Genomic DNA, 22423 nt, shown 5'->3' on the forward strand with positions numbered 1-22423 from the left:
ACTATTCAGCTACTGGATACTCAATTTTACCCTGTACTTTCAATACATTAATCACTGCACGGTAATTTGCTTCACTGTATTGTGAGCTTAAACGCTGCTTAAGCGACGCTAACGTATCAGCTTCAATGTTAGTTGCTTTATTGACACCATCAAGTACAACAATCGCGTAGCCTTGAGCAAGTTTTGCCGTATCAATAGAGACTTTGCTATCAGATGGTACAGGCATCTTAAAGGCTTTTTCAACAATCGCAGGGTCGGTATCTTGCGTTAAACGAGCAAGTGCTTTAACCGTTGTTAATTCTGCATCTATTGTGTCATCGGCTTTTAATTTGGCCATATATTCCGTGGCTTTAACACGAGCAACATCGTTAGCTTTATCTTGTTTAAGGCGATTAACAATTGCGTCTTTTACATCCGCAAAGTCCATTGTACCCGCTGGTTTATGTGATTTTAATCTAACAACAACCACGTGATTACCACCAAGTTCAATCACGTCACTGTTCATGCCTTCTTCAATAACTTGCTCTGAGAATGCCGCACGAACGAAGTCTGGCGTATTAAATTGTTGTGGTACATTATTGCGAGAAAACATTGCAGTGGTTTTCACTGGCACGTTAACCGCTTCTGACGTTTCAGTTAATGTGTCAGGAATTTCATAGCTGGTATCTGCAAGCTTGGACTGCAAGCTAAAGAAGGCATCAACCGCTTTCTTCTCTTTTAAGTCTTTTAAGATATCCGCTTTGGCATCAGCAAAGCTTTGAGCAACACTAGCTTGTACATCGAGTAGTTTGATCACATGGTAACCAAACTTGGTTTTAACAACCTTAGATGTTTGGCCTTTTTCAAGTGAGAATAATGCGTCATCAAACTCTGGGTCCATTACACCTTTTTCAAACCAATCAAGTTGACCGCCGTTTTTACCACTGAATTTATCATCAGATTCTGTTTCAGCAAGTTTGGCAAAGTCTTCACCATTGGCAAGTTTAGTTTCAATCGCATCAGCTTTCGCTTTTTCAGCACTGTCATCACCCGCAGCAGCTATTAGGATGTGCGCAGCTAAACGCTTCTCAGCAGTTTGGTATAGCGCTTTGTGTTCATCATAATAAGCTTTAGCTTCTTCTTCTGTAGCATCTTCTGTTGCCATATCAGCAGCATTTAATTCCACATACTCTAAGCTAACCATTTCAGGACTGTTAAATCTGGCTTTATTATTGTCAAAATACGTTTTAGCTTCTTCATCAGACACTTTCGCATCGGCAACAAATGGCGTTGAATCTACAGTTAAATAGCGAATATCACGCGTTTGATTTTGTAATTTAGCAATGTCTGTTGCTTCGCCATCGAGTACAAACTCACTGCCCACAACGGCCATCACTAATTGACGACGAGTCATGTCAGTACGCATCATGGTTCTGAAGTTTGCAGTTTGGTATCCAAGTTGACGCAGTACAGCTAAGTAACGCTCGTTATCAAACTTACCATCAGTTTGAAACGCTTGCTCAGCAAATATGGCCTTTTTAATTTGGTCATCTGAAACGCGTAGACCTAAATCAACTGCAGCTTGATCGATAAGTTTATCGGAAACCATACGTTCAAGAACGCTTTTTTTAATGCCATTCATGTAATTTTCATCAGCACTAAGGGTGTCAAACATTTCACCAAACTGTTGTTTTAAGCGTCCTTTTTCATTTTGAAAAGCTTGCTCTAATTGTTCGTTGGTAATGTTGTCGCCATTGACGATAGCTGCTGGAGTACCAGTGTTTGTACCTAAATAGCTACTCACACCAGCAAAAGCAAATGAAAGGATCACAAGTACTAAAATGGTCTTAGCGATAACACCTTGTGAGCCTTCACGAATTTTTTCTAACATCTGAATTCTCGCTCGTTGCGATTAATAAAATAAAAAGACGCATCACTAATAGGATGCGCCTTTTTTGTAATTTCAATGGAGTGATCAGATGCAATACTCAATGACCTAACACTCCTAAATACTCGAAAGTATTTCATCTCGTAAAAAGCACTGCATTTGCAGTGCTAGTTATTACGAATGCCTTACAAAGGCAACATTAACTATTCTTAGTTAACTGCGTCTTTTAACGCTTTGCCAGCTTTGAACGCAGGAATGTTCGCAGCAGCAATTTTAATTTCTTTACCAGTTTGTGGATTACGTCCAGTACGCTCAGCGCGTTGACGAACTTCAAAAGTACCAAAACCAACTAGAGAAATTTTCTCGCCTTCTTTAAGGCCTTCAGTCACAGCAGCGATAAAAGAATCTAATGCGCGGCCAGCTGCAGCTTTAGAAATGTCAGCACCAGATGCGATTTTCTCGATTAGTTCAGATTTGTTCATGTCTTCCCCTTGAATGTTATTGTAGCGCCGTAACCTTTTCCGTGTTTAGAGCGGTCGGCGGAGGCTTTTTTAAAACTTGGACAAGTATCCAAGTCAAATATGAAAACCAAAATGTAATTGGATACAGCTAGAAGCCAGATACCCCAAGGGCTTGGTGTGTCTGACTCTCCACAAACCTAGGCTAACACAGGTCGGCCTTTTGTTAAGCCCTTTTTTTCAGTTTTTTTAGTCTCTGAAGCACTTTTTTCGCTATTTAGCTATTTTTTAACCACTTCAAAACCTTCAACAGGTCTTTCTAGCGCTAATTTAAGGACTTCGTCGACCCAACGTACTGGGTGAATTTGCAAATCAGCGATGACATTTGCTGGAATTTCTTCCAAATCACGCTCATTTTCTTTCGGTATCAATACTTGCTTAATACCGCCACGATGGGCTGCTAGCAGTTTTTCTTTTAAGCCACCAATCGGTAAAACTTCACCACGTAAGGTAATCTCACCCGTCATAGCAACATCGCTACGTACAGGATTCCCCGTTAAACTAGACACTAATGCGGTGCACATTGCTGCGCCAGCTGAAGGGCCGTCTTTTGGCGTAGCGCCTTCTGGAACATGTACGTGAATATCACGTTTTTCATAGAAGTCTGCATTAATACCTAATTGTTCAGCACGAGCACGAACAACGGTTAACGCTGCTTGAATAGACTCTTGCATCACATCACCAAGTGAACCGGTATAAGCCAGTTTACCTTTACCGGAAACGGATGTTGCTTCAATAGTAAGTAAATCGCCACCCACTTGGGTCCATGCTAAACCAGTCACTTGCCCGATTTGGTTATTTGACTCCGCTTTACCAAAGTCATGACGTTGAACACCAAGGAATGACTTTAAGTTATCTTGCGTCACTTCAACCGACTTAACGGTTTTGTCTAACAAGATTTGCTTAACCACTTTACGACAAATTTTAGATAGCTCTCGTTCAAGCGCACGCACACCAGCTTCGCGGGTGTAGTAACGAATAATGCCTAAAATAGCACTGTCATCAACGTGTATTTCTTTGGCTTTGAGTCCATTTCGTTCAATTTGTTTAGTCAACAAATGTTCTTTAGCAATGTTGAGCTTTTCATCTTCGGTATAACCCGATAAACGAATCACTTCCATGCGGTCTAATAGTGGACCAGGAATATCCATTGAATTTGATGTTGCAACAAACATCACATCAGATAAGTCATAATCGACCTCTAGGTAATGATCATTAAATGTTGCATTTTGTTCAGGATCTAAAACTTCAAGTAATGCCGATGATGGATCACCACGCATATCTGAACTCATTTTGTCGATTTCATCGAGCAAGAACAATGGGTTTTTCACACCCACTTTAGACATTTTTTGTATAACTTTGCCCGGCATAGAACCAATGTAGGTTCGACGATGACCACGAATTTCAGCCTCATCACGTACACCACCCAACGCAACACGGACATACTTACGACCCGTTGCTTTGGCAATAGATTGCCCAAGTGATGTTTTACCAACACCTGGTGGCCCAACTAAGCATAGGATTGGTCCTTTAAGCTGTTTTACCCGGCTTTGAACTGCTAGGTACTCCAGAATCCGCTCTTTCACTTTATCTAAACCGTGATGGTCGGTATCAAGCACGTCTTGTGCCTTAGATAAATCTCGTTTAATTTTAGAGCGTTGCTTCCAAGGCACTGATGTCATCCAGTCGACATAACTACGCACGACTGTGGCTTCTGCTGACATTGGTGACATCATTTTAAGCTTGTTGAGTTCAGCATTGGCTTTGTCCATCGCATCAGCAGGCATACCTGATTCTTCAATTTTCTTAGCAAGTACTTCAAATTCATCATGGCTTTCGTCAATATCGCCTAACTCTTTTTGAATGGCTTTCATTTGCTCATTCAAATAGTATTCGCGCTGACTCTTTTCCATTTGCTTTTTCACGCGTGTGCGAATGCGTTTCTCAACTTGTAGTAGGTCGATTTCCGCTTCCATCATTGCCATCAAATACTCTAGTCTTTCACCTACATTGACCATTTCAAGTACCGATTGCTTATCTTCTATCTTCAGCGGCATATGGGCAGCCATTGTATCCGCCAGACGAGCAGCTTCTTCAATGCCGGTAAGCGATGTTAAGACTTCTGGTGGAATTTTTTTATTTAGCTTAATGTAGCCTTCAAATTGCCCTATCGCACTGCGAACAAGTACTTCTTCTTCTTTGTCAGTCAGTGGCTTAGACTCTAAGTATTGTGCTGAGGAAACAAAATATTCTTCATCTTGGGTATATTGCTGGATTTTAGCGCGTTGTCCACCTTCAACTAAAACTTTCACGGTGCCATCTGGCAATTTTAATAGTTGTAAAATAGAAGCAACTGTTCCGATGTCAAAGATATCATCTTTGGTCGGCTCGTCGAGTTCAGCATCACGCTGAGCAACGAGTAAGATTTGCTTATCTTGTTCCATTGCCGACTCTAAACAACGGATAGATTTTTCCCTTCCGACAAATAGCGGGATAACCATATGGGGATAAACCACTACATCTCGAAGTGGTAATACGGGGAGTTCGATATTCGCTTCACGCTCTTGTGTCATGGCTCGATTCCGTTTAATGAAATAGACGTATAATGAGTATATTGGGGTGATGACATCAGTTTCAATGGTTCTATACGAAAAAAGGAGCCCATTGGGCTCCTTATTTTTAAAACAGTCACTTAGATGGGCAATTATTGCTCACCTGATGCGGCTTGAGGCTCACTATTTTCGTAAATTAAAATAGGGGCAGATTCGCCTTTAACAACTGATTCATCCACCACGGCCTTAACAACACCCTCAACACTTGGTAAATCATACATCGTGTCTAATAGAATGCTTTCAACAATTGAGCGAAGACCACGAGCACCGGTTTTACGAACCATTGCTTTGTGTGCTATCGCTTTAAGTGCATCTTCACGGAACTCTAATTCAACTTCTTCCATTTCAAATAACGCATTATATTGTTTAGTTAATGCATTTTTCGGTTGAGAAAGAATTTGAACTAATGCTGATTCATCAAGTTCAGTAAGCGTAGCGACCACCGGTAAACGACCAATAAATTCTGGAATAAGACCAAATTTAACTAAATCGCTAGGCTCTACTTTACCTAAGGTTTGTGAAATAGTTTCTTTGTCACTTTCGCCTTTCACTTGTGCGCCAAAACCAATACCCGTTCCAACATGTGCACGTTGTTCAATTACCTTTTCAAGTCCAGCGAACGCGCCACCACAAATAAATAATATCTTTGATGTGTCAACTTGCAAAAACTCTTGCTGAGGGTGCTTACGTCCACCTTGTGGTGGAACTGAGGCAACGGTGCCTTCAATTAGCTTCAGTAATGCTTGTTGTACCCCTTCCCCAGAGACATCACGTGTAATTGACGGGTTATCAGATTTACGGCTGATTTTGTCAATTTCATCTATGTAAACAATGCCGCGTTCCGCTTTTTCGACATCATAGTCACATTTTTGCAAAAGCTTTTGAATGATATTTTCAACATCTTCACCCACATAGCCAGCTTCAGTTAATGTGGTTGCATCTGCCATCGTGAAAGGAACGTTAAGTGAACGAGCCAATGTTTCAGCCAACAGCGTTTTACCACTGCCGGTTGGACCGATAAGTAGAATGTTACTTTTCCCCAGTTCAATACCATCTTTAGGCGTGCCATTTCGTAGGCGTTTATAATGGTTATAAACAGCTACAGCTAGCACTTTTTTAGCTTGGTCTTGACCAATGACATAATCATCAAGGTGCTCACGCAATTCATGCGGTGTCGGCAACTTGTTGTCATCTTGTTTTGGCGAAATCTCTTTTATCTCTTCTCTGATGATGTCGTTACACAATTCTACACATTCATCACATACATATACTGATGGGCCAGCAATGAGCTTTTTGACTTCATGCTGACTTTTTCCGCAAAAAGAGCAGTACAGCAGTTTGCCGCTGTCACCGTTATTTTTGTTATCGCCCATTATTTTACCTCTGTTGGCAGCCAGTGCGAATTAACATGCTAAAGGAGTTTACTCACTGTCAAAGCATAGGCTACAAATACAATTGCTACACAATAACCTAATGTAGCCTAAAGATCAGCATCAATTAACTGCGTGTACTTAAAATTGAGTCAACAATACCATATTCAACGGCTTGGTCTGCGCTCATGAAATTATCACGATCTGTGTCACGCTCAACAATATCAAACGGCTGCCCTGTATGGTCGGCAAGCATTTGGTTGAGTCTATTCTTAATGCCTAGAATTTCTTGAGCATGAATTTGAATATCTGATACTTGACCTTGGAAACCACCTAGTGGTTGATGAATCATCACTCGAGAATTAGGTAAACAATGACGCTTGCCTTTTTCTCCACCCGCTAACAAGAATGCCCCCATGCTAGCAGCTTGGCCCATACATACCGTACTGACATTAGGTTTAATAAATTTCATCGTGTCATAAATGGCCATACCAGCAGTAACAGAGCCACCTGGCGAGTTGATATATAGGTAAATATCTTTATCTGGACTTTCGGACTCAAGAAATAGCAACTGCGCCACAATTAAATTGGCCATTTGATCTTCAACTTGTCCGACCAAAAATATAACGCGCTCTTTAAGAAGGCGAGAATAAATATCGTAAGAACGTTCACCTTTAGCCGTTTGTTCAACCACCATTGGTACAAGAGCATTTAAAACTGATTCTGGCGCTTTATGCATTGTTCAATTCCCTAAAATAAAAATGGCTCGCATGAGGAACCTCATACGAGCCATTATAAATGGCGAACCGCCATTTAAGTCAAGCTAAGCTTATGCTTGAGCTTGTGCTTTGTTCATAAAATCTTCAAATTCTACGTCTTTAGCCGTAACTTTTGCAGATTTTAGTAGTTCTTCAACAGCTTGTTCTTCTAATGCCACATTACGCATGTTTTGCATTAGCTCTTTATTGCCGTTGTAGTATTCAACGACTTCACTTGGATCTTCATAAGCTGAAGCCATTGAAGTAATTAAGCCTTGAACACGTTCGTCTTCCGCTTCTAACTTGTTTGTTTTGATAACTTCACCAAGTAACAGTCCAACTTTCACACGGCGCTCAGCTTGCTCTGTGAATAAATCAGCAGGTAGTTCAGGCATGTTTTCAGTTTGACCACCAAAACGTTGCATCGCTTGTTGACGAAGTACGTTCACTTCACCATCAATTAATGCTTTTGGAATGTCGATTTCGTTTGCCGCAAGAAGGCCGGTAATAACTTGTTCTTTAACATTTGCTTTGAGCGCTTGTTCAAGTTCACGAGTCATGTTTTTACGGATTTCAGCTTTAAGTGCTTCTAAGCCACCTTCTGCAATACCAAATAATGAAGCAAATTCATCATTAACTTCTGGTAAGTTAGCAGCTTGAACTTCGTTCAAAGTAATAACAAACTTAGCTGCTTTACCTTTTAGGTTTTCAGCATGGTAATCTTCTGGGAAAGAAACTTCGATATCGAATTCTTCACCTGTTTTGTGACCAACAACACCCGCTTCAAAACCAGGGATCATACGGTTGCTACCAAGTTGCAGTTCGAAGTCATCCGCTTTACCGCCTTCAAACTCTTCGCCATCAACACTACCGATAAAGTTAACTTTAACTTTATCGCCATCAGCAGCTTCACGTTCAACAACTTCGTAAGTAGCATGTTGCTTACGTAGTGTTTCAATCATAGTGTCAACGTCAGCGTCATTCACTTGCGCTTGTGGTTGCTCAACTTCAATTGCATCTAAACCGCTTAGCTCTACTTCTGGGTAGATTTCAAAAGTAGCAACAAACTCAAAGTTTTCACCTTCAGTGCTACCAGGAGCAAATACAGGTGCGCCTGCTGGGTTTAGTTTTTCAGCCATAATAGCTTCAACAAAGTTACGTTGCATGATTTCGCCAGTCACATCTTGACGAATCGCAGCACCGTAACGCTTGTTAATAACAGAAACTGGTACTTTACCAGGACGGAAGCCCGGAATACGAGCACGCTTAGCTTCACGTGATAAACTGTCTTTTACTAATTTCTCAATTTGTTCCGCAGGAACAGAAATAGTAAGGCGACGCTCTAGGCCTTGAGTTGTTTCAACAGAAACTTGCATTGTTTTACCTCGAAATATGTCTAACGTCCTTTTAATAGCCGAATACTCAACTATTTAATTATTCGTTTCTTGATCATTGGTTTTGACTAGGATGTCCAACATAGCGAGAAAGAATAATGACGCTGATGGAACTAGCAATTTAAATGGATATCTATCAAGACGCGACATTATAGCCAGCGTTTTGTGTAGAGTCGAGAGTCAAAATAGGGATTTAAGGCATAAAAAAAGCGACCTAAGGTCGCTTTTGAATCATTTGCTCATTTAAGGAGCAATGATAATGTCTTTGCACTATAAAATATGTGCAACAAATAATGGGGTGACTGACGGGGATTGAACCCGCGACAACCGGAATCACAATCCGGGACTCTACCAACTGAGCTACAGTCACCATAATATGGTACGCCCGGCAGGATTTGAACCTGCGACCATCCGCTTAGAAGGCGGATGCTCTATCCAACTGAGCTACGGGCGCTTAGTACAGCAAAAGCTGTTCCTGTCTGACACTGTGAGTTTACCTCACATTATTCGCAAATTAACTTCGCTTGCGAATAATTAAATTTGGTCGGTGATAGAGGATTCGAACCTCTGACCCTCTGCTCCCAAAGCAGATGCGCTACCGGGCTGCGCTAATCACCGATAATCCAGATATTTACGTTTATAACTTACTCCAAAAATTGAAGCGTGACACGCTATCTAGTGGCGTTTTTTACTAATAGGTTCTGAATCATCATTTGCTTCGGAACGGGGCGCATATTAACGAGTCACTGTGATCCCGTCAACGATTATTTTACGGATAAAGTCCAGATGATGATTTTAACAGCGCTTGTGTCTGATTGCCGTGCTTTTGTAAATTTTATGTTTCGTGATGTATCTGTGCTTAATCATGACAGCCCTCAACGTCCCTGTTAGAATGTCGCCCGAAATGACTTGAGATTACAATGACCTTTTAAGGAATCCCCCCCGCTATGACAGCCCAAATTATTGATGGCAAAGCAATCGCCCAATCAATTCGCACAACACTCAAAGATAAAGTGGCTTCCAGAAAGCAATCTGGACAACGCGTTCCAGGACTTGCCGTCATTTTAGTTGGCAGTGACGCAGCTTCTCAAGTTTATGTTGGCAGTAAACGCCGCGCTTGTGAAGAAGTTGGCTTTGAATCAAAGTCATTCGACTTACCAATGGACACAACTGAGCAAGCGTTATTGACGTTAATTAACCAGTGTAACGATGACCCAACCATTGATGGTATTTTAGTTCAACTGCCATTGCCTGAGCATATTGAAGACTCAAAGGTCATCGAATGTATTCGTCCAGATAAAGACGTTGATGGTTTTCATCCATACAACATTGGCCGCTTAGCACAACGTAATCCAGTGCTTCGCTCTTGTACGCCAAAAGGTATCATGACGCTAATTAAGTCCACTGGTATTAGTACCTATGGTTTGGATGCCATTGTTGTTGGTGCATCTAATATTGTTGGCCGCCCAATGATGCTGGAATTATTGCTCGCAGGGTGTACCACCACAACTTGCCACCGTTTTACTCAAAACCTAGAGACAAAAGTCAGGCAAGCTGATTTAGTGGTGGTTGCTGTCGGTAAACCCGGATTCATTCCTGGCGATTGGATAAAGCCCGGCGCAATTGTAATTGATGTCGGTATAAACCGTTTAGAAGATGGTCGTTTAGTTGGTGATGTAGAATTTGACGTCGCTGCAAAAAATGCCGCCTTTATTACTCCTGTACCTGGCGGTGTGGGGCCAATGACGATTGCAAGCTTATTGGAAAATACCTTATATGCAGCGCAAGAGTATCACGACAAGTCATAAGCTACTTTCTTAAGTTAGAATTTGATTTTAATTAAAATAAAAGCCTGCAATTCAAATTACAGGCTTTTATTTATTAGCATGACATTGACTTGTTAAACAGCTAAGCCGAAAAACATGCTAGATTAGCAATGAAGGTTATTTTTTACGCCATGTAGTACCGCTTGGGCCGTCTTCAAGAATGACACCAAGTTCATTTAAGCGATCACGGGCAACATCAGCCGCCGCCCAGTCTTTTTCAGTGCGGGCGCGATTACGCTCGACAATCAGCGCTTCAATTTCGGCCACTTCATCGTCATTACCTTGGCCTTTGAAAAACACTTCAGGATCTTGACTGACAATCCCTAGTACATCAGCAAGCTGTTTCATCGCAACACCAAGAGCAGAAGCCGCTGCCATATCAGTTAGTTTCAAGCGGTTGATTTCACGTACCATATCAAACAGCACAGAATAAGCTTCTGGTGTATTAAAATCGTCATCCATTGCTTGTTTAAATTTACTCACAAACGTCTCAGCAGGCGCGGCAGACACGGTCAAATCTAAGTCTTTAATCGCAGTATATAACCGCTCTAAAGCTGATTTTGCTTGTTTTAAATTATCTTCTGAATAGTTCAATTGGCTACGATAATGGCCAGATAACAAGAAATAACGCACTGTTTCTGGATCATAATGGGCTAATACATCACGTATAGTGAAGAAGTTTCCTAATGACTTAGACATTTTTTCACGGTCTATCATCACCATGCCTGTGTGCATCCAATAATTAACGTAATTGGTACCGTGTGCGCAGCATGATTGGGCAATTTCATTCTCATGATGCGGAAATTGCAAATCACTGCCACCACCATGAATATCAAAATGGTCACCTAAGTGTTTGCCATTCATTGCCGAACACTCAATATGCCAACCTGGGCGACCTGCCCCCCAAGGTGATTCCCATGTAGGTTCACCTGGTTTGGACATTTTCCATAACACAAAGTCCATTGGATCGCGTTTAGTATCTTCAACTTCAACTCGAGCACCGGCTTGTAGTTGTTCTAAGTTCTGTCCTGATAAACGGCCATATTCACTAAATGAAGCAACACTAAATAACACATCACCGCTTTCAGACACATAAGCATGTTCTTTAGCGATAAGGGTTTGCACCATTTCGATAATTTCTTCAATGTGCAATGTTGCGCGAGGTTCAAAGTCAGGGCGTAACATATTTAAAGCATCAAAATCACTGTGCATCTCGCCAATAAGACGCTCTGTTAATGACTCACATGATTCATTATTTTGAGCCGCACGTTTAATGATTTTGTCATCAACATCAGTAATGTTACGCAAGTAATTGACCTCATAACCTGCATAACGCAAATAACGTACTATCATGTCAAAAGAAACAAAGGTACGCCCATGACCGATATGACATAAGTCGTAAATGGTGATACCACATACATACATGTCAATTTTATTAGGATTAATCGGTTTAAATTCTTGCTTTTCACGGCTCATACTATTGTAAATTTTCAACATTGTTACTTCTCTTTCAAACAAATAAATTTGAGGATTGAATATGCCGAGAGTCTAGCATGTTGCGCCCTGTTTTGAATACAGCACTTTATGAAGCAACGTAGATAAGTTAGAATCGCGCCACGATTTATTTCAGGTTTAATTCAAGGTAATCATAAATGATCATATTACATACAAATCACGGCGATATTTCTGTTGAACTGAATTCAGAGAAAGCCCCTGTTACTGTTGAAAACTTCATGAACTACGTTAATGAGGGTTTTTTCGATGGCACCATTTTTCACCGTGTGATTGATGGTTTCATGATCCAAGGTGGTGGTTTTACTGAAGACATGTCACAAAAGACAACCAAAGAAACCATTAAAAATGAAGCTAACAACGGTTTATCGAATAAAGTAGGCACACTTGCAATGGCAAGAACCTCTGATCCACATTCAGCAACAGCACAATTCTTTATTAATATTAACGACAATACTTTCCTTGATTTTAAATCTGAAACAACACAAGGCTTTGGCTACTGTGTATTTGGTGAAGTGACTGAAGGCATGGACGTTGTTGAAAAAATTAAAGGCGTCAGCACTGGCAATCGTGGTATGCACCAAGATGTGCCATTAGAAGCTGTTGTTATTAAAAATATCACTGTTGCATAAATTGTGTCGACAGTTTTTATAGGGGATCTTCATTTAAGTGAAGATCGCCCTGATATTACCCTCGCCTTCAAAACCTTTTTAGCTGACAAGTTAACGGGAGTTGAAGCGTTATATATCATCGGTGATTTATTTGAGGTTTGGGTTGGTGATGACATTGCCCCAGATTTTGCTGTTGATATTGCCCAAAGTATTGCTGCGATAGCTAAGCAAATACCGGTCTATTTTATCCATGGTAACCGTGACTTTTTAATTGGTGAACATTTTTGCCAATTATCAGGAATGACCATGCTGGCAGAAGTGCACACTATCAATCTATATGGTGTTCCTAGTGTTATTTTACACGGCGATAGCTTATGCACCTTAGACAAATCCTACCAACGCTTTAGGACATTTAGAAATATCGGTTTAGTTAAATGGTTGTATTGTCATTTACCCCAAAAGAAACGTCTTAACATCGCCACTAATATTCGTCAAAAGAGTAAACAAGGTAACCAAAATAAAAGTTATCAAGTGATGGATGTTGAACCGAATGCTGTGATTAACCTACTCAATCAAACCGCAACGACACAAATGATCCATGGTCACACCCACCGCCCAGACATCCATCATTTAAATGACAATAAAACCCGCATTGTCGTTGGTGACTGGTATGAACAAGGTAGTGCACTGTATATTGATGAGAATGGATATAAATTAACCTCATTTGGGTTTAATCACCAAAATGAATCGGCTTAACTATCCCTTTATGTTGCTCGCCTTGTTAAATTCTCAATCCACCACAAACTTACTTCTTACTTCTTACTTCTTACTTCTTACTTCAACATTAGAATGCAATTGATTCTTTTGGAATGCCGCTATGAAAATTAAACTGCTCATCTGGTTGGCTAATTAACTGCCCTTCAAAATCGGTTAGCAATGCCACTCTTGGTTGAATGGTTTCATTAGATAGCATTTGTGCAAGGCTCAAGTAATCTTGATAATGACGAGCTTCTGAGCGCAATAATGACACATAAAAGCGTTCAAGCTCGGTATCTAAATGCGGCGCTAACATGGCAAATCGCTCACACGAACGTGCTTCAATTATTGCACCGATGATAAGCTTATCGATTAATGCAGCAGGCTCATATGTTCGCACTTGTGACATTAATGCTTTCGCATAGCGTCCTGCACGTCGATTACTATATGTAATACCACGTTGATGCATAATGTGAAGTACTTGTTCGAAATGATGAAATTCTTCTTTGACTAATCGCACCATTTTATCGACTAACTCTTGGCTAATACTCTGCGAAGTTTGACAAGTTAGCTCTCCAATAAGCTCATTCTTTTTCGCTTGCCGTTGTAAAAATGCATCTGTATCGCGTTGCTTGTTATAGACATAATCAGCGTAAGGTTTTGACCAAGCCAGTAACTTTTCTGCACTCGCTTTATCTACTGCATATTTTCGAACTAAAAATATCGCTGTTTGCGCCGCTTTTAATTCACAGTTGCAATGATCGATCAGTAAATCATTTAACTGCTCAGGTTTGGCAGCATAAGTCACCCATTGTTGAGGTGTTGGACAGCTAAGAAATTGATTTATAGGCGCTAAAAGCTTTTCCATAACAGGCTCACTTTCCAAAATTATCAGCCAATTGTACCTGCAATGACAATGCTAACCTAGTTAGATAAGTGATATAGCTTGACGAATGCACTGTTATGTTCAATAAATAGACTAAACGCAAAGTAACATATTTGTTACAAGCGTATTCAATCACCTTTATTTGATGAGCTTCAGTTTGAATGAAGCCAATACTCTTAGGTTGAGTATTTGTGGGACTGATTAAGGCGATTGACATGCTGTAGTCAGTTCGTCGTTGTTTGGCGAGCTAGTCATATTTAGCTAAACAAGGATAATTATAATGATATTGAATCACTTAATGGGGCTATACACTCATCCCAAACAAGAGTGGCACACCATTGAACGTAATCACGAAGCACTAAAAAGCAGTTTGAGTCATGTACTGCTGATTTCTCTTATCCCAGCGGTGTGCTCATATGCCGCTACTGCGCATATTGGATGGAACCCAGGTGTTGGTGAACCGTTATTTTTAACTCAACAAAGTGCCATGTTTATGTCAGTAGGCATGTACTTTGGCTTAATTGGTGGAGTAATGGCACTCGCTTACCTTGCCTATTGGATGGGGAAAACGTTTGATGCTAATCCAAGTTTTACACAAGCCTTAGAGTTGGCATCATACACAGCAACACCATTGTTCATGGTAGGACTGTCTGCTTTATACCCTCAACTCTGGTTTATTATGATGGTTGGTTTAGCTGGACTGGCTTATTCTGTATACCTTCTCTACACAGGCGTTCCTATCATCATGAATATACCTGAAGAAAAAGGTTTTATTTATGCAAGCTCAGTTGTCACTGCAGGGCTGGTATTACTAGTAGGTTTAATGGCAACGAGTGTGATTTTATGGAGCCTAGGCTTTGGACCCATGATGCAGTAATTTAAATAAACTGATTTAATACAAAGCGACAAAAGCAAGAATGCATCATATAAAATCAGCCTCTGCAACAAAAATAAGGTTCGTGTTCTCAATATTCGACGTTTACCCGGTATTCAGATATAAAAAAGCCAGAAGCAATGCTTCTGGCTTTTACTTTTTAATCGCGTTTAAAACGATTCGCGTAATGGAACCGTTAGATTAAACACAAGATTTTCAGCTGAAGAGTCTTTATTATCAGCGCAGAAATAGCCTTCTCTCTCAAACTGATAAGCTTTTTCAACCGGCGCACTGACAAGCCCAGCCTCAACAACGCCTTGTTTTATCACTAGCGATTCAGGGTTTAACACTTCATCAATAGTGTCAAACTCAGCAGGGTTAGCTTCATTAAATAAGCGGCTATAAACACGGAACTCAGCAGCCTTAGCAGTTGTAGCCTCAACCCAGTGAATAACACCTTTAACTTTGCGACCATCTGCAGGGTTTTTCCCTAGCGTTTCATTATCGTAACTACAATAAACCGTGGTGACGTTACCTTCGGCATCCGTATCAAAGCGTTCAGCTTTAACGACATATGCATTACGTAAACGAACTTCTTTACCTAAGACTAAGCGTTTATATTTTTTATTTGCTGACTCTTTAAAATCCTCAGCATCAATATAAATCTCTTTACCAAAGGCAAGTTCACGCGTGCCCATCTCTTCCAAGTTTGGATGAACAGGCGCATTTATTGTTTCTGGTTCTGCATTAGGGTAATTTTCTATCACCAATTTAATTGGATTTAATACCGCCATTGCACGTGGGGCTGTAGCATTTAACTCTTCACGAATACATGCGTCAAGCATGGCCACTTCAATCATATTTTCTTGTTTAGTCACACCAATGCGCTGACAAAACTCACGAATAGAAGCCGATGTATAACCACGACGGCGAAGACCCGCTATCGTTGGCATACGGGGGTCATCCCAACCACTAACTAAATTACGTACCACAAGGTCATTAAGCTTACGCTTAGACATTAATGTGTATTCTAGGTTCAAACGTGAAAATTCATATTGACGAGTACGATTAGGTGCTTGGAAGTCGTCTAAATGATCTAACACCCAGTCGTACAAACGACGGTTATCCTGGAACTCTAAAGTACATAAAGAGTGCGAAATATTTTCGATCGCATCTGAAATACAATGAGTAAAGTCGTACATTGGATAAATGCACCATTTATCACCGGTTTGGTGATGATGTGCAAAACGAATACGATAGATAACCGGATCTCGCATGCACATAAAAGGTGAAGCCATGTCGATTTTTGCACGTAGCGCACACTCACCTTCTTTGAATTCGCCTAAGCGCATTTTTTCAAATAAAGATAAGTTTTCTTCTACGCTGGTATCACGGTATGGACTATTTTTTCCTGGAGCAGTAAGCGTTCCACGATATTCACGGGTTTCTTCTGCATTTAAGAAACACACATAAGCTAAGCCTTTATTGATTAGCTCAAGTGCATACTGATGCAAGTTATCAAAATAGTTCGATGAATAGCGAATTTCATCTGCCCACTGAAAACCGAGCCACTTAACGTCTTCCTGAATAGAATGAACGTAATCAATATCTTCTTTTTCAGGGTTAGTGTCGTCAAAGCGTAAATTACACTGACCTTGGTAATCTTTAGCAATGCCAAAATTTAAACAAATAGACTTAGCGTGACCAATATGTAAAAAACCATTTGGTTCAGGCGGAAAGCGGGTATGAACACTTGTATGTTTGCCGCTTTTTAAATCTTCATCGATGATATTACGTATGAAGTTACTTGGTCGAACTTCAGTGTCCACATCACTCATGGAATTCCTCTTGGCACTCTATAACAATATTTACAAGGAAGTGATGATCCTACAGATCATAAGCACTTACAACTACTGGAACGAAATTTTATCAATAAAAAGCAATAAACCTAGCCGAAGCTAGGTTTATACCATTTATAGAACAACAAACAAATCTTAGTCGGTCACAATACGTACGCCTGGAATAATTTGTTGTGTTTTTAAGCCTTTTTTCTTCAGCCATGTATAGAACAGGAATAATGCAATGACAAATCCAGCTATCCAAGCCGATGATAATAATGGATGCTCACTGAAAGTCCCCACTTGATACACAACAGTTGCGCTGCCATAAGCTAAACCAAACGTCCACAATGCAGCAAAGCGGGCCCATTTCATGCCAAACTCACCCACTAATGCACCTACAGCAGCCACACATGGAGTATATAACAAGATAAAAATTAAGTATGAAAACACTGCAATTTGAGTTGGGAAACCGGCTTGCAAAGCACTAAATGTCGATTTATCAACATCCAGTTCATTTGCAGCTTCATCAATGGTATCCATTCCGTCTACAGAAATGGCCAATGGATCGGTAACAGAAATACCAAACAAATTCTCAGGTATTGTCGCTAATGCCTCAGAAAATGACTCTGAGATAGAAGCAAGCTCATCATCAGCTTCTGAACTGCTATAAAGACTATTAAGCGTGCCAACTACGGCTTCTTTTGCAAAAATACCAGTAATAATTCCCACTGTCGCAGGCCAATTATCTTGTTCAACGCCCATAGGGCTAAACAAAGGTGTAATTTGTTGACTAGCAACACTTAATACTGAAGCATCACTGTCTTCATGACCAAAACTACCGTCTGTTCCAATCGCGTTTACGAAGTTAAGCAATGTCACCACAATAACAATGGTTTTGCCCGCCCCAAAAATAAAACTTTTGGTTTTTTTAGCGGTGTTATTCAGCACGGTTTTGAGCTTTGGTTTCTCATAGCTTGGCAGTTCCATTACAACAGCACTACTACTTCCAGGTAACAATGTACTTCTTAACATGAGTCCCGTGCCAACTGCAGCTAAAATACCGATGATGTATAACAAGAACACAAGGTTTTGCCCTGACTCAGGAAAAAATGCCGCCGCAAATAAAGCATAAACAGATAAACGAGCGCCGCATGACATAAACGGCGCCATCATGCCTGTGACAATCCGCTCTCGTTCACTGCCTAAAGTACGCGTAGCCATAATAGCAGGCACAGAACAACCAAAACCAACAATCATGGGCACGAATGCTTTTCCTGGTAAGCCAATACGACGCATTAACCCATCGACGACAAAAGCAGCTCTAGACATATAGCCTGATGCTTCAAGTACAGAAAGAGCAAGAAACAAAGAGGCAATGACAGGAATAAAGGTCGCAACCGTTTGAATGCCTTGACCTACCCCCCCTGCAACAATGGTAACGAACCAATCTGGTGAGCCCATTGACGCTAAGAAAACACCCAAATGATCAACAAAAATAGCGCCTATAGTGATGTCAAAAAAATCAATAAATGCACTGCCTAAATTAATACTGAACATGAACATTAAATACATGACAAATAAGAATATAGGAACACCTAATATGGGATGCAAGATCACTCTGTCAATTTTATCAGTAATAGACACATGTTCATTTGCAATAACGGCATTTTCAAACACCTGCTGCACGAAATTGAAACGTGTTGTTGCAACCATAACTTCAATGTTTTCACCCGTTTGCTCGCACTCTTGGGTACATTGGCTAACAACATCTTTTAATGCGCTATTATTACAGCTACCACAACCATTGCCATTACCCAGCATCGCTAATGCCCGACCACGACTTAAACTGGGTAAGTTAAGTTGCTGAGCACGGTGAACAAGTCGATTAACACTGGCTTCAATTAATTGATGGTAATCAAGCATAAGTGGTGCTTCACTGACATTACCATTTAGCAACTGCGCAACTTGTTCTTGCACCCGTTTAATATCATCAGGATTACGTGAACTAATCGCAATTACTGGGCAGCCAAGCATTTGTGCCATTTTGGGCACATCAACTTCAATATTAAGCTTTTTAGCTGCATCAATTTTGTTAACAACAACTATTAAAGGGATACCCAGTTCCCGCAATTGTGCTGTTAGGTATAGATGGCGTTCAATATTAGTCGCGTCAATTAAATTGATAATGCCATCAACGGGTTGTTCAGCAAGAAATTGCTGTGCAATTTGTTCATCTAAAGAACAGTCACAAGTACTACCAGCTGGCAGTAAATCATATATTCCCGGCAAATCGGTTAAATCAATTTCTGTCTCATTTAAAGTAAATTGACCGGTTTTCTTTTCTACCGTAACACCAGACCAATTGCCTACTTTCTGATTAGAACCAGTAAGTGCATTAAATAGTGTTGATTTACCCGCGTTAGGGTTCCCAACTGTTACACAATGAAATTTCTTAGTCATTATTCGTTGTCACCTCAATGATGTCAGCAAGGTCTCGGCGCATGCATAATTTACTACCACGTAAGTCAAGTTCAACCCCTGAGCCCATTGGTGCTCGGCGTATAAACGTAAAATGAGTATTCGGAGTGATACCCATTGATAAAAGCTTGCGCTTTACGGTTTGCGGAAGAGATAACTGCCCTATCTCGGCAATAATGGCACGATCACCGGGATTGAGTTCACTGAGTTTCATCGAACGTTCACCTTAAATTATTTAGATTAGTGGATTCTAACTGAGGCTGGCTGGCAAAAACTATACTTAGATCATACTTTGGATTGGTAACGAGAATAGTTTTCAATTGTATTGACTATTATGACCAAAAAGAGATTGATATGACACCTCTAAGCAACAGAATTCATGCATTAAATTGTTACTTTGTATCAATTAGCAATTAATAAATAAACGCTAAGCATTAAGCTAAATTAGTGAACCCTTGTATACATGAGCAAGAAAAGAGGTGACCAAAGCCACCTCTGAGTATTCATCAACAATGATTCAATGTAGATTAACCACGGCTGGTCACTTCAAGTAAGTGGTAGCCGAATTGAGTTTTAACTGGTCCTTGAACAACATTGATTGGTGCACTAAAAACAACTTCATCAAATTCTTTAACCATCATACCTGGGCCAAATGAACCTAGGTCACCACCTTGAGCGCCAGATGGACAAGAAGAATTTGCTTTGGCAATATCAGCAAAGTCTGCACCATTTGCTATTTCAACTTTTAATGCTTCGCATTTTTCTTCGGTATCGACAAGTAAATGTCTTGCTGTTGCTTGAACCATGTTTATCTCCTGTTTGGATACGTTCTATCAATAAACACTGACACTATGACAAAATGATGTCATATTCCAGTGCTTTCATTGTTATCAGTGCTTTTTAAGTTCAACTTCAATCCAATCATTCACTTTTTGTTCCATCACAGCCATCGGCAATGAACCAGAAGTGATTATTTGATCATGAAAATGTTTTAAATCAAACTTATCACCAAGTTTAGTTTCAGCCTTGGCACGTAATTTCAATATGGTTAACTGACCTATTTTATAAGATAAGGCTTGGCCTGGTATTGCCATATAACGTTCGACTTCAGCACGAATATCAGACTCAGCCATTGGTGAGTTGTCTTTCATATATTGAATAGCTTGCTCACGGCTCCATCCTTTTGCATGCAACCCCGTATCGACCACTAAGCGCATTGCTCTTAACATTTCATCTGATAGCTTCCCAAAGTATTGGTAAGGATCTTCAAACAACCCCATTTCAATCCCTAAATACTCTGCATATAGCGCCCAACCTTCTTCAAAAGCGGTATAACCTTTAAATTTTTGAAATTGTGGTATATCTTTTAATTCTTGTTTTATGGCAATTTGGAAGTGGTGACCGGGAGCGGCTTCGTGTAATGAAAGAGTGGTCATTCCCCATTTAGGTTGCGCTTTTAAGTTGTAGGTATTGATGTAAAAAACGCCAGGTCTTGAACCATCAACCGCAGGTGATTGATAAGAAGCACCAGCAGCGGATTTTTCTCGAAAACGTTCAACAGGTTTTACAACATAGTCTGCTTTTGGCATTACATTAAAGTATTGAGGAAGGACAAGATTTATCTTCTCTTTCAGGGCCATATAACCATCTACTAAATCTTGCTTGTCTGTAAAAAAGTATTGTGGCTCTGATGATAAAGAATCAAAAAAAGCCGTTAAATCACCTTTAAAACCCACTTGAATTCGTACTTGGTCCATTTCAGATAATATTCTGCTAACTTCAGACAACCCAACGTTATGGATTTCGTCTACTGGCATTTGTGTGGTTGTATGCTTGTTAGCCAGTTGTTGATACCAAGCCCTACCATTAGGCAAACCAGACCAACCATCAGAACCGCGTGCATTAGGTAAATAAGTCCCTTTCACAAAGTCGCGCAAGTGTTGCAAACTAGGTAATAATTTTGACTCAATTAACTGAGTATAACTTTTCTTCAGCAATGCTTTATCAGTCTCAGAGAAAGATTCAGGCATCATGTTAATAGGTGCATAAAATAAACTTTCAGGAGCACTTTCAACGAGCTGAGCATCCAATTGTGGAATAATTCGTTCTACTAATGTTCGCGGCAATACAACTTTGTTATCGATCCCCTGCTGCATCCTTTGTTCTGCACTGGCTATCCAATTAATAAATCCCGATAAACGTGATAGCCAATTTTGGTAATCTTCTACTGTATTGAATGGTTGCGCACTTTCACCAGACCCCAACTGGACCATGGTAAAAACTGTACTATAAAATTGATTGATAGGTAAAAAATAAGCAGGATAAGCTTCACTTTTCAAATCCATATCTCTGTCGTAAATAAACATACTGTGGCTCAGTTTTAGCTCTTCAGTTAATTCTGAGGCATCAATTGTTTTTGCTTGTTTAAGGTATCGCGTATTAAGTTCATGTCGATGTTTTAAATAGGTTTCTGACAAGCTGTTACCAAATTTATCATTGTAAGTATTAACACCAACATACGTAGCATAAATAGGTTCAAGCTCAAGAGTATCGTTGAAATACTGATCAACCATAGATAAATATTGTTCAGAAGCACTAACAACCTGAGGGGCTAACGGCGTTTGCGACTGTGAGACATTTTGCGTAGCAGTAACGGCATCATTAGAACATCCTTGAAGAGCAACCAAACTGCTAATGACTATCGCGATAGCTGACTTTTTCATTATTTTTATTCCTTTTATGCACGCTTAAATTAATACGGGCAATGACATGGTCCAAATGAGTCAAATTCACTTTATGCAGTAATCAACTAGAATTAATGCAATAAATTAAACCTAATAGAGATTACTCACTTTTTTGTTTATAAATTTAAAACAAGATTGACAATGATTGTATCTGTCACGCTAAACTATCGAAACAGTTAAACAACTTAAATTGTTAGAAATATTTACAAATCCAATTCAAGTCACTTTCAAAGTTACGCCATTTGAAGTTAACACAACTGATTGACTATTAATGAACGAGTAAAGTCTTGGATAATGCATTTATCTGTAGATGTAGATGTAGATGTAGATGTAGATGTAGATGTAGATGTAGATGTAGATGTAGATGTAGATGTAG

Annotated in this window: 17 protein-coding genes and 3 tRNA genes; 4 read left to right on the forward strand and 16 right to left on the reverse strand. The window is 40.1% G+C overall.

The annotated features are described in order from the left end of the window. Position 1 precedes the first annotated feature (1 nt). The 9 genes from G3R48_RS14965 to G3R48_RS15005 all read right to left on the reverse strand — a co-directional run bounded on the left by G3R48_RS14965 (position 2) and on the right by G3R48_RS15005 (position 9137). On the reverse strand, positions 2-1870 hold the full coding sequence (locus G3R48_RS14965; RefSeq protein ID WP_153662272.1) for a SurA N-terminal domain-containing protein: 1869 nt from the start codon (positions 1868-1870) through the stop codon (positions 2-4). 206 nt (positions 1871-2076) lie between these two features. Continuing rightward, on the reverse strand, positions 2077-2364 hold the full coding sequence (hupB, locus tag G3R48_RS14970) for a nucleoid-associated protein HU-beta (RefSeq protein WP_323741254.1): 288 nt from the start codon (positions 2362-2364) through the stop codon (positions 2077-2079). Between the two features lie 242 nt (positions 2365-2606). Further along, complete coding sequence (gene lon, locus G3R48_RS14975; RefSeq protein WP_153662276.1) at positions 2607-4958, reverse strand: endopeptidase La; 2352 nt, start codon at positions 4956-4958, stop codon at positions 2607-2609. Positions 4959-5089: 131 nt separating this feature from the next. Then, positions 5090-6370 (reverse strand): ATP-dependent protease ATP-binding subunit ClpX, encoded by a 1281-nt coding sequence (gene clpX / locus G3R48_RS14980; RefSeq protein WP_153662278.1) that lies wholly within the window; start codon positions 6368-6370, stop codon positions 5090-5092. 124 nt (positions 6371-6494) lie between these two features. Continuing rightward, positions 6495-7106: an ATP-dependent Clp endopeptidase proteolytic subunit ClpP gene (gene clpP / locus G3R48_RS14985; protein ID WP_153662280.1), complete on the reverse strand. Its 612-nt coding sequence runs from the start codon at positions 7104-7106 to the stop codon at positions 6495-6497. Positions 7107-7196: 90 nt separating this feature from the next. Continuing rightward, on the reverse strand, positions 7197-8501 hold the full coding sequence (gene tig, locus G3R48_RS14990; RefSeq protein WP_153662282.1) for a trigger factor: 1305 nt from the start codon (positions 8499-8501) through the stop codon (positions 7197-7199). A 312-nt stretch (positions 8502-8813) separates the two neighbouring features. After that, positions 8814-8889: transfer RNA gene (locus G3R48_RS14995), tRNA-His, on the reverse strand. Positions 8890-8896: 7 nt separating this feature from the next. After that, a tRNA-Arg gene (locus tag G3R48_RS15000) sits at positions 8897-8973 on the reverse strand. 87 nt (positions 8974-9060) lie between these two features. Next, a tRNA-Pro gene (locus G3R48_RS15005) sits at positions 9061-9137 on the reverse strand. A gap of 329 nt (positions 9138-9466) precedes the next feature. Here G3R48_RS15005 and folD point away from each other — a divergent pair. Further along, positions 9467-10327, forward strand: a complete 861-nt coding sequence (gene folD / locus G3R48_RS15010; protein ID WP_153662284.1) for a bifunctional methylenetetrahydrofolate dehydrogenase/methenyltetrahydrofolate cyclohydrolase FolD — start codon at positions 9467-9469, stop codon at positions 10325-10327. 135 nt (positions 10328-10462) lie between these two features. Here folD and cysS read toward each other — a convergent pair whose 3' ends face one another. Then, on the reverse strand, positions 10463-11842 hold the full coding sequence (gene cysS, locus G3R48_RS15015; protein WP_153662286.1) for a cysteine--tRNA ligase: 1380 nt from the start codon (positions 11840-11842) through the stop codon (positions 10463-10465). A 155-nt stretch (positions 11843-11997) separates the two neighbouring features. Between cysS and G3R48_RS15020 the strand changes: the two genes are divergently transcribed. Both G3R48_RS15020 and G3R48_RS15025 read left to right on the forward strand, forming a co-directional pair. Next, complete coding sequence (locus G3R48_RS15020; RefSeq protein WP_153662288.1) at positions 11998-12489, forward strand: peptidylprolyl isomerase; 492 nt, start codon at positions 11998-12000, stop codon at positions 12487-12489. A gap of 3 nt (positions 12490-12492) precedes the next feature. Beyond that, the gene (locus tag G3R48_RS15025; protein ID WP_212593385.1) at positions 12493-13224 is read left to right on the forward strand and encodes a UDP-2,3-diacylglucosamine diphosphatase; all 732 of its coding nucleotides are present in this window, start codon (positions 12493-12495) and stop codon (positions 13222-13224) included. 88 nt (positions 13225-13312) lie between these two features. On the opposite strand, the gene miaE is transcribed toward G3R48_RS15025, so the two are convergent. Next, complete coding sequence (gene miaE / locus G3R48_RS15030; RefSeq protein ID WP_153662290.1) at positions 13313-14092, reverse strand: tRNA isopentenyl-2-thiomethyl-A-37 hydroxylase MiaE; 780 nt, start codon at positions 14090-14092, stop codon at positions 13313-13315. A gap of 298 nt (positions 14093-14390) precedes the next feature. Here miaE and G3R48_RS15035 point away from each other — a divergent pair, with 298 nt between their 5' ends. Then, positions 14391-14987, forward strand: coding sequence for a Yip1 family protein (locus G3R48_RS15035; protein ID WP_153662292.1), 597 nt, complete (start codon positions 14391-14393; stop codon positions 14985-14987). Between the two features lie 167 nt (positions 14988-15154). Here G3R48_RS15035 and glnS read toward each other — a convergent pair whose 3' ends face one another. From glnS to G3R48_RS15060, 5 genes are all read right to left on the reverse strand, one after another. Then, positions 15155-16822 carry a glutamine--tRNA ligase gene (gene glnS / locus G3R48_RS15040; protein ID WP_153662294.1) on the reverse strand — a complete coding sequence of 556 codons (1668 nt, stop codon included), beginning with the start codon at positions 16820-16822 and terminating at the stop codon, positions 15155-15157. 156 nt (positions 16823-16978) lie between these two features. Beyond that, positions 16979-19285, reverse strand: a complete 2307-nt coding sequence (feoB, locus tag G3R48_RS15045) for a Fe(2+) transporter permease subunit FeoB (protein WP_153662296.1) — start codon at positions 19283-19285, stop codon at positions 16979-16981. After that, positions 19278-19517 (reverse strand): FeoA family protein, encoded by a 240-nt coding sequence (locus G3R48_RS15050; protein ID WP_153662298.1) that lies wholly within the window; start codon positions 19515-19517, stop codon positions 19278-19280. The genes feoB and G3R48_RS15050 overlap by 8 nt, the downstream gene beginning before the upstream one ends. A 313-nt stretch (positions 19518-19830) precedes the next feature. Then, positions 19831-20109 (reverse strand): peptidylprolyl isomerase, encoded by a 279-nt coding sequence (locus G3R48_RS15055; protein ID WP_153662300.1) that lies wholly within the window; start codon positions 20107-20109, stop codon positions 19831-19833. 84 nt (positions 20110-20193) lie between these two features. Next, the gene (locus G3R48_RS15060) at positions 20194-22026 is read right to left on the reverse strand and encodes a DUF885 domain-containing protein (protein ID WP_153662302.1); all 1833 of its coding nucleotides are present in this window, start codon (positions 22024-22026) and stop codon (positions 20194-20196) included. Positions 22027-22423 lie beyond the last annotated feature (397 nt).

This window comes from Shewanella intestini, assembly GCF_018221465.1.
Taxonomy (GTDB): Bacteria; Pseudomonadota; Gammaproteobacteria; order Enterobacterales; family Shewanellaceae; genus Shewanella; species Shewanella intestini.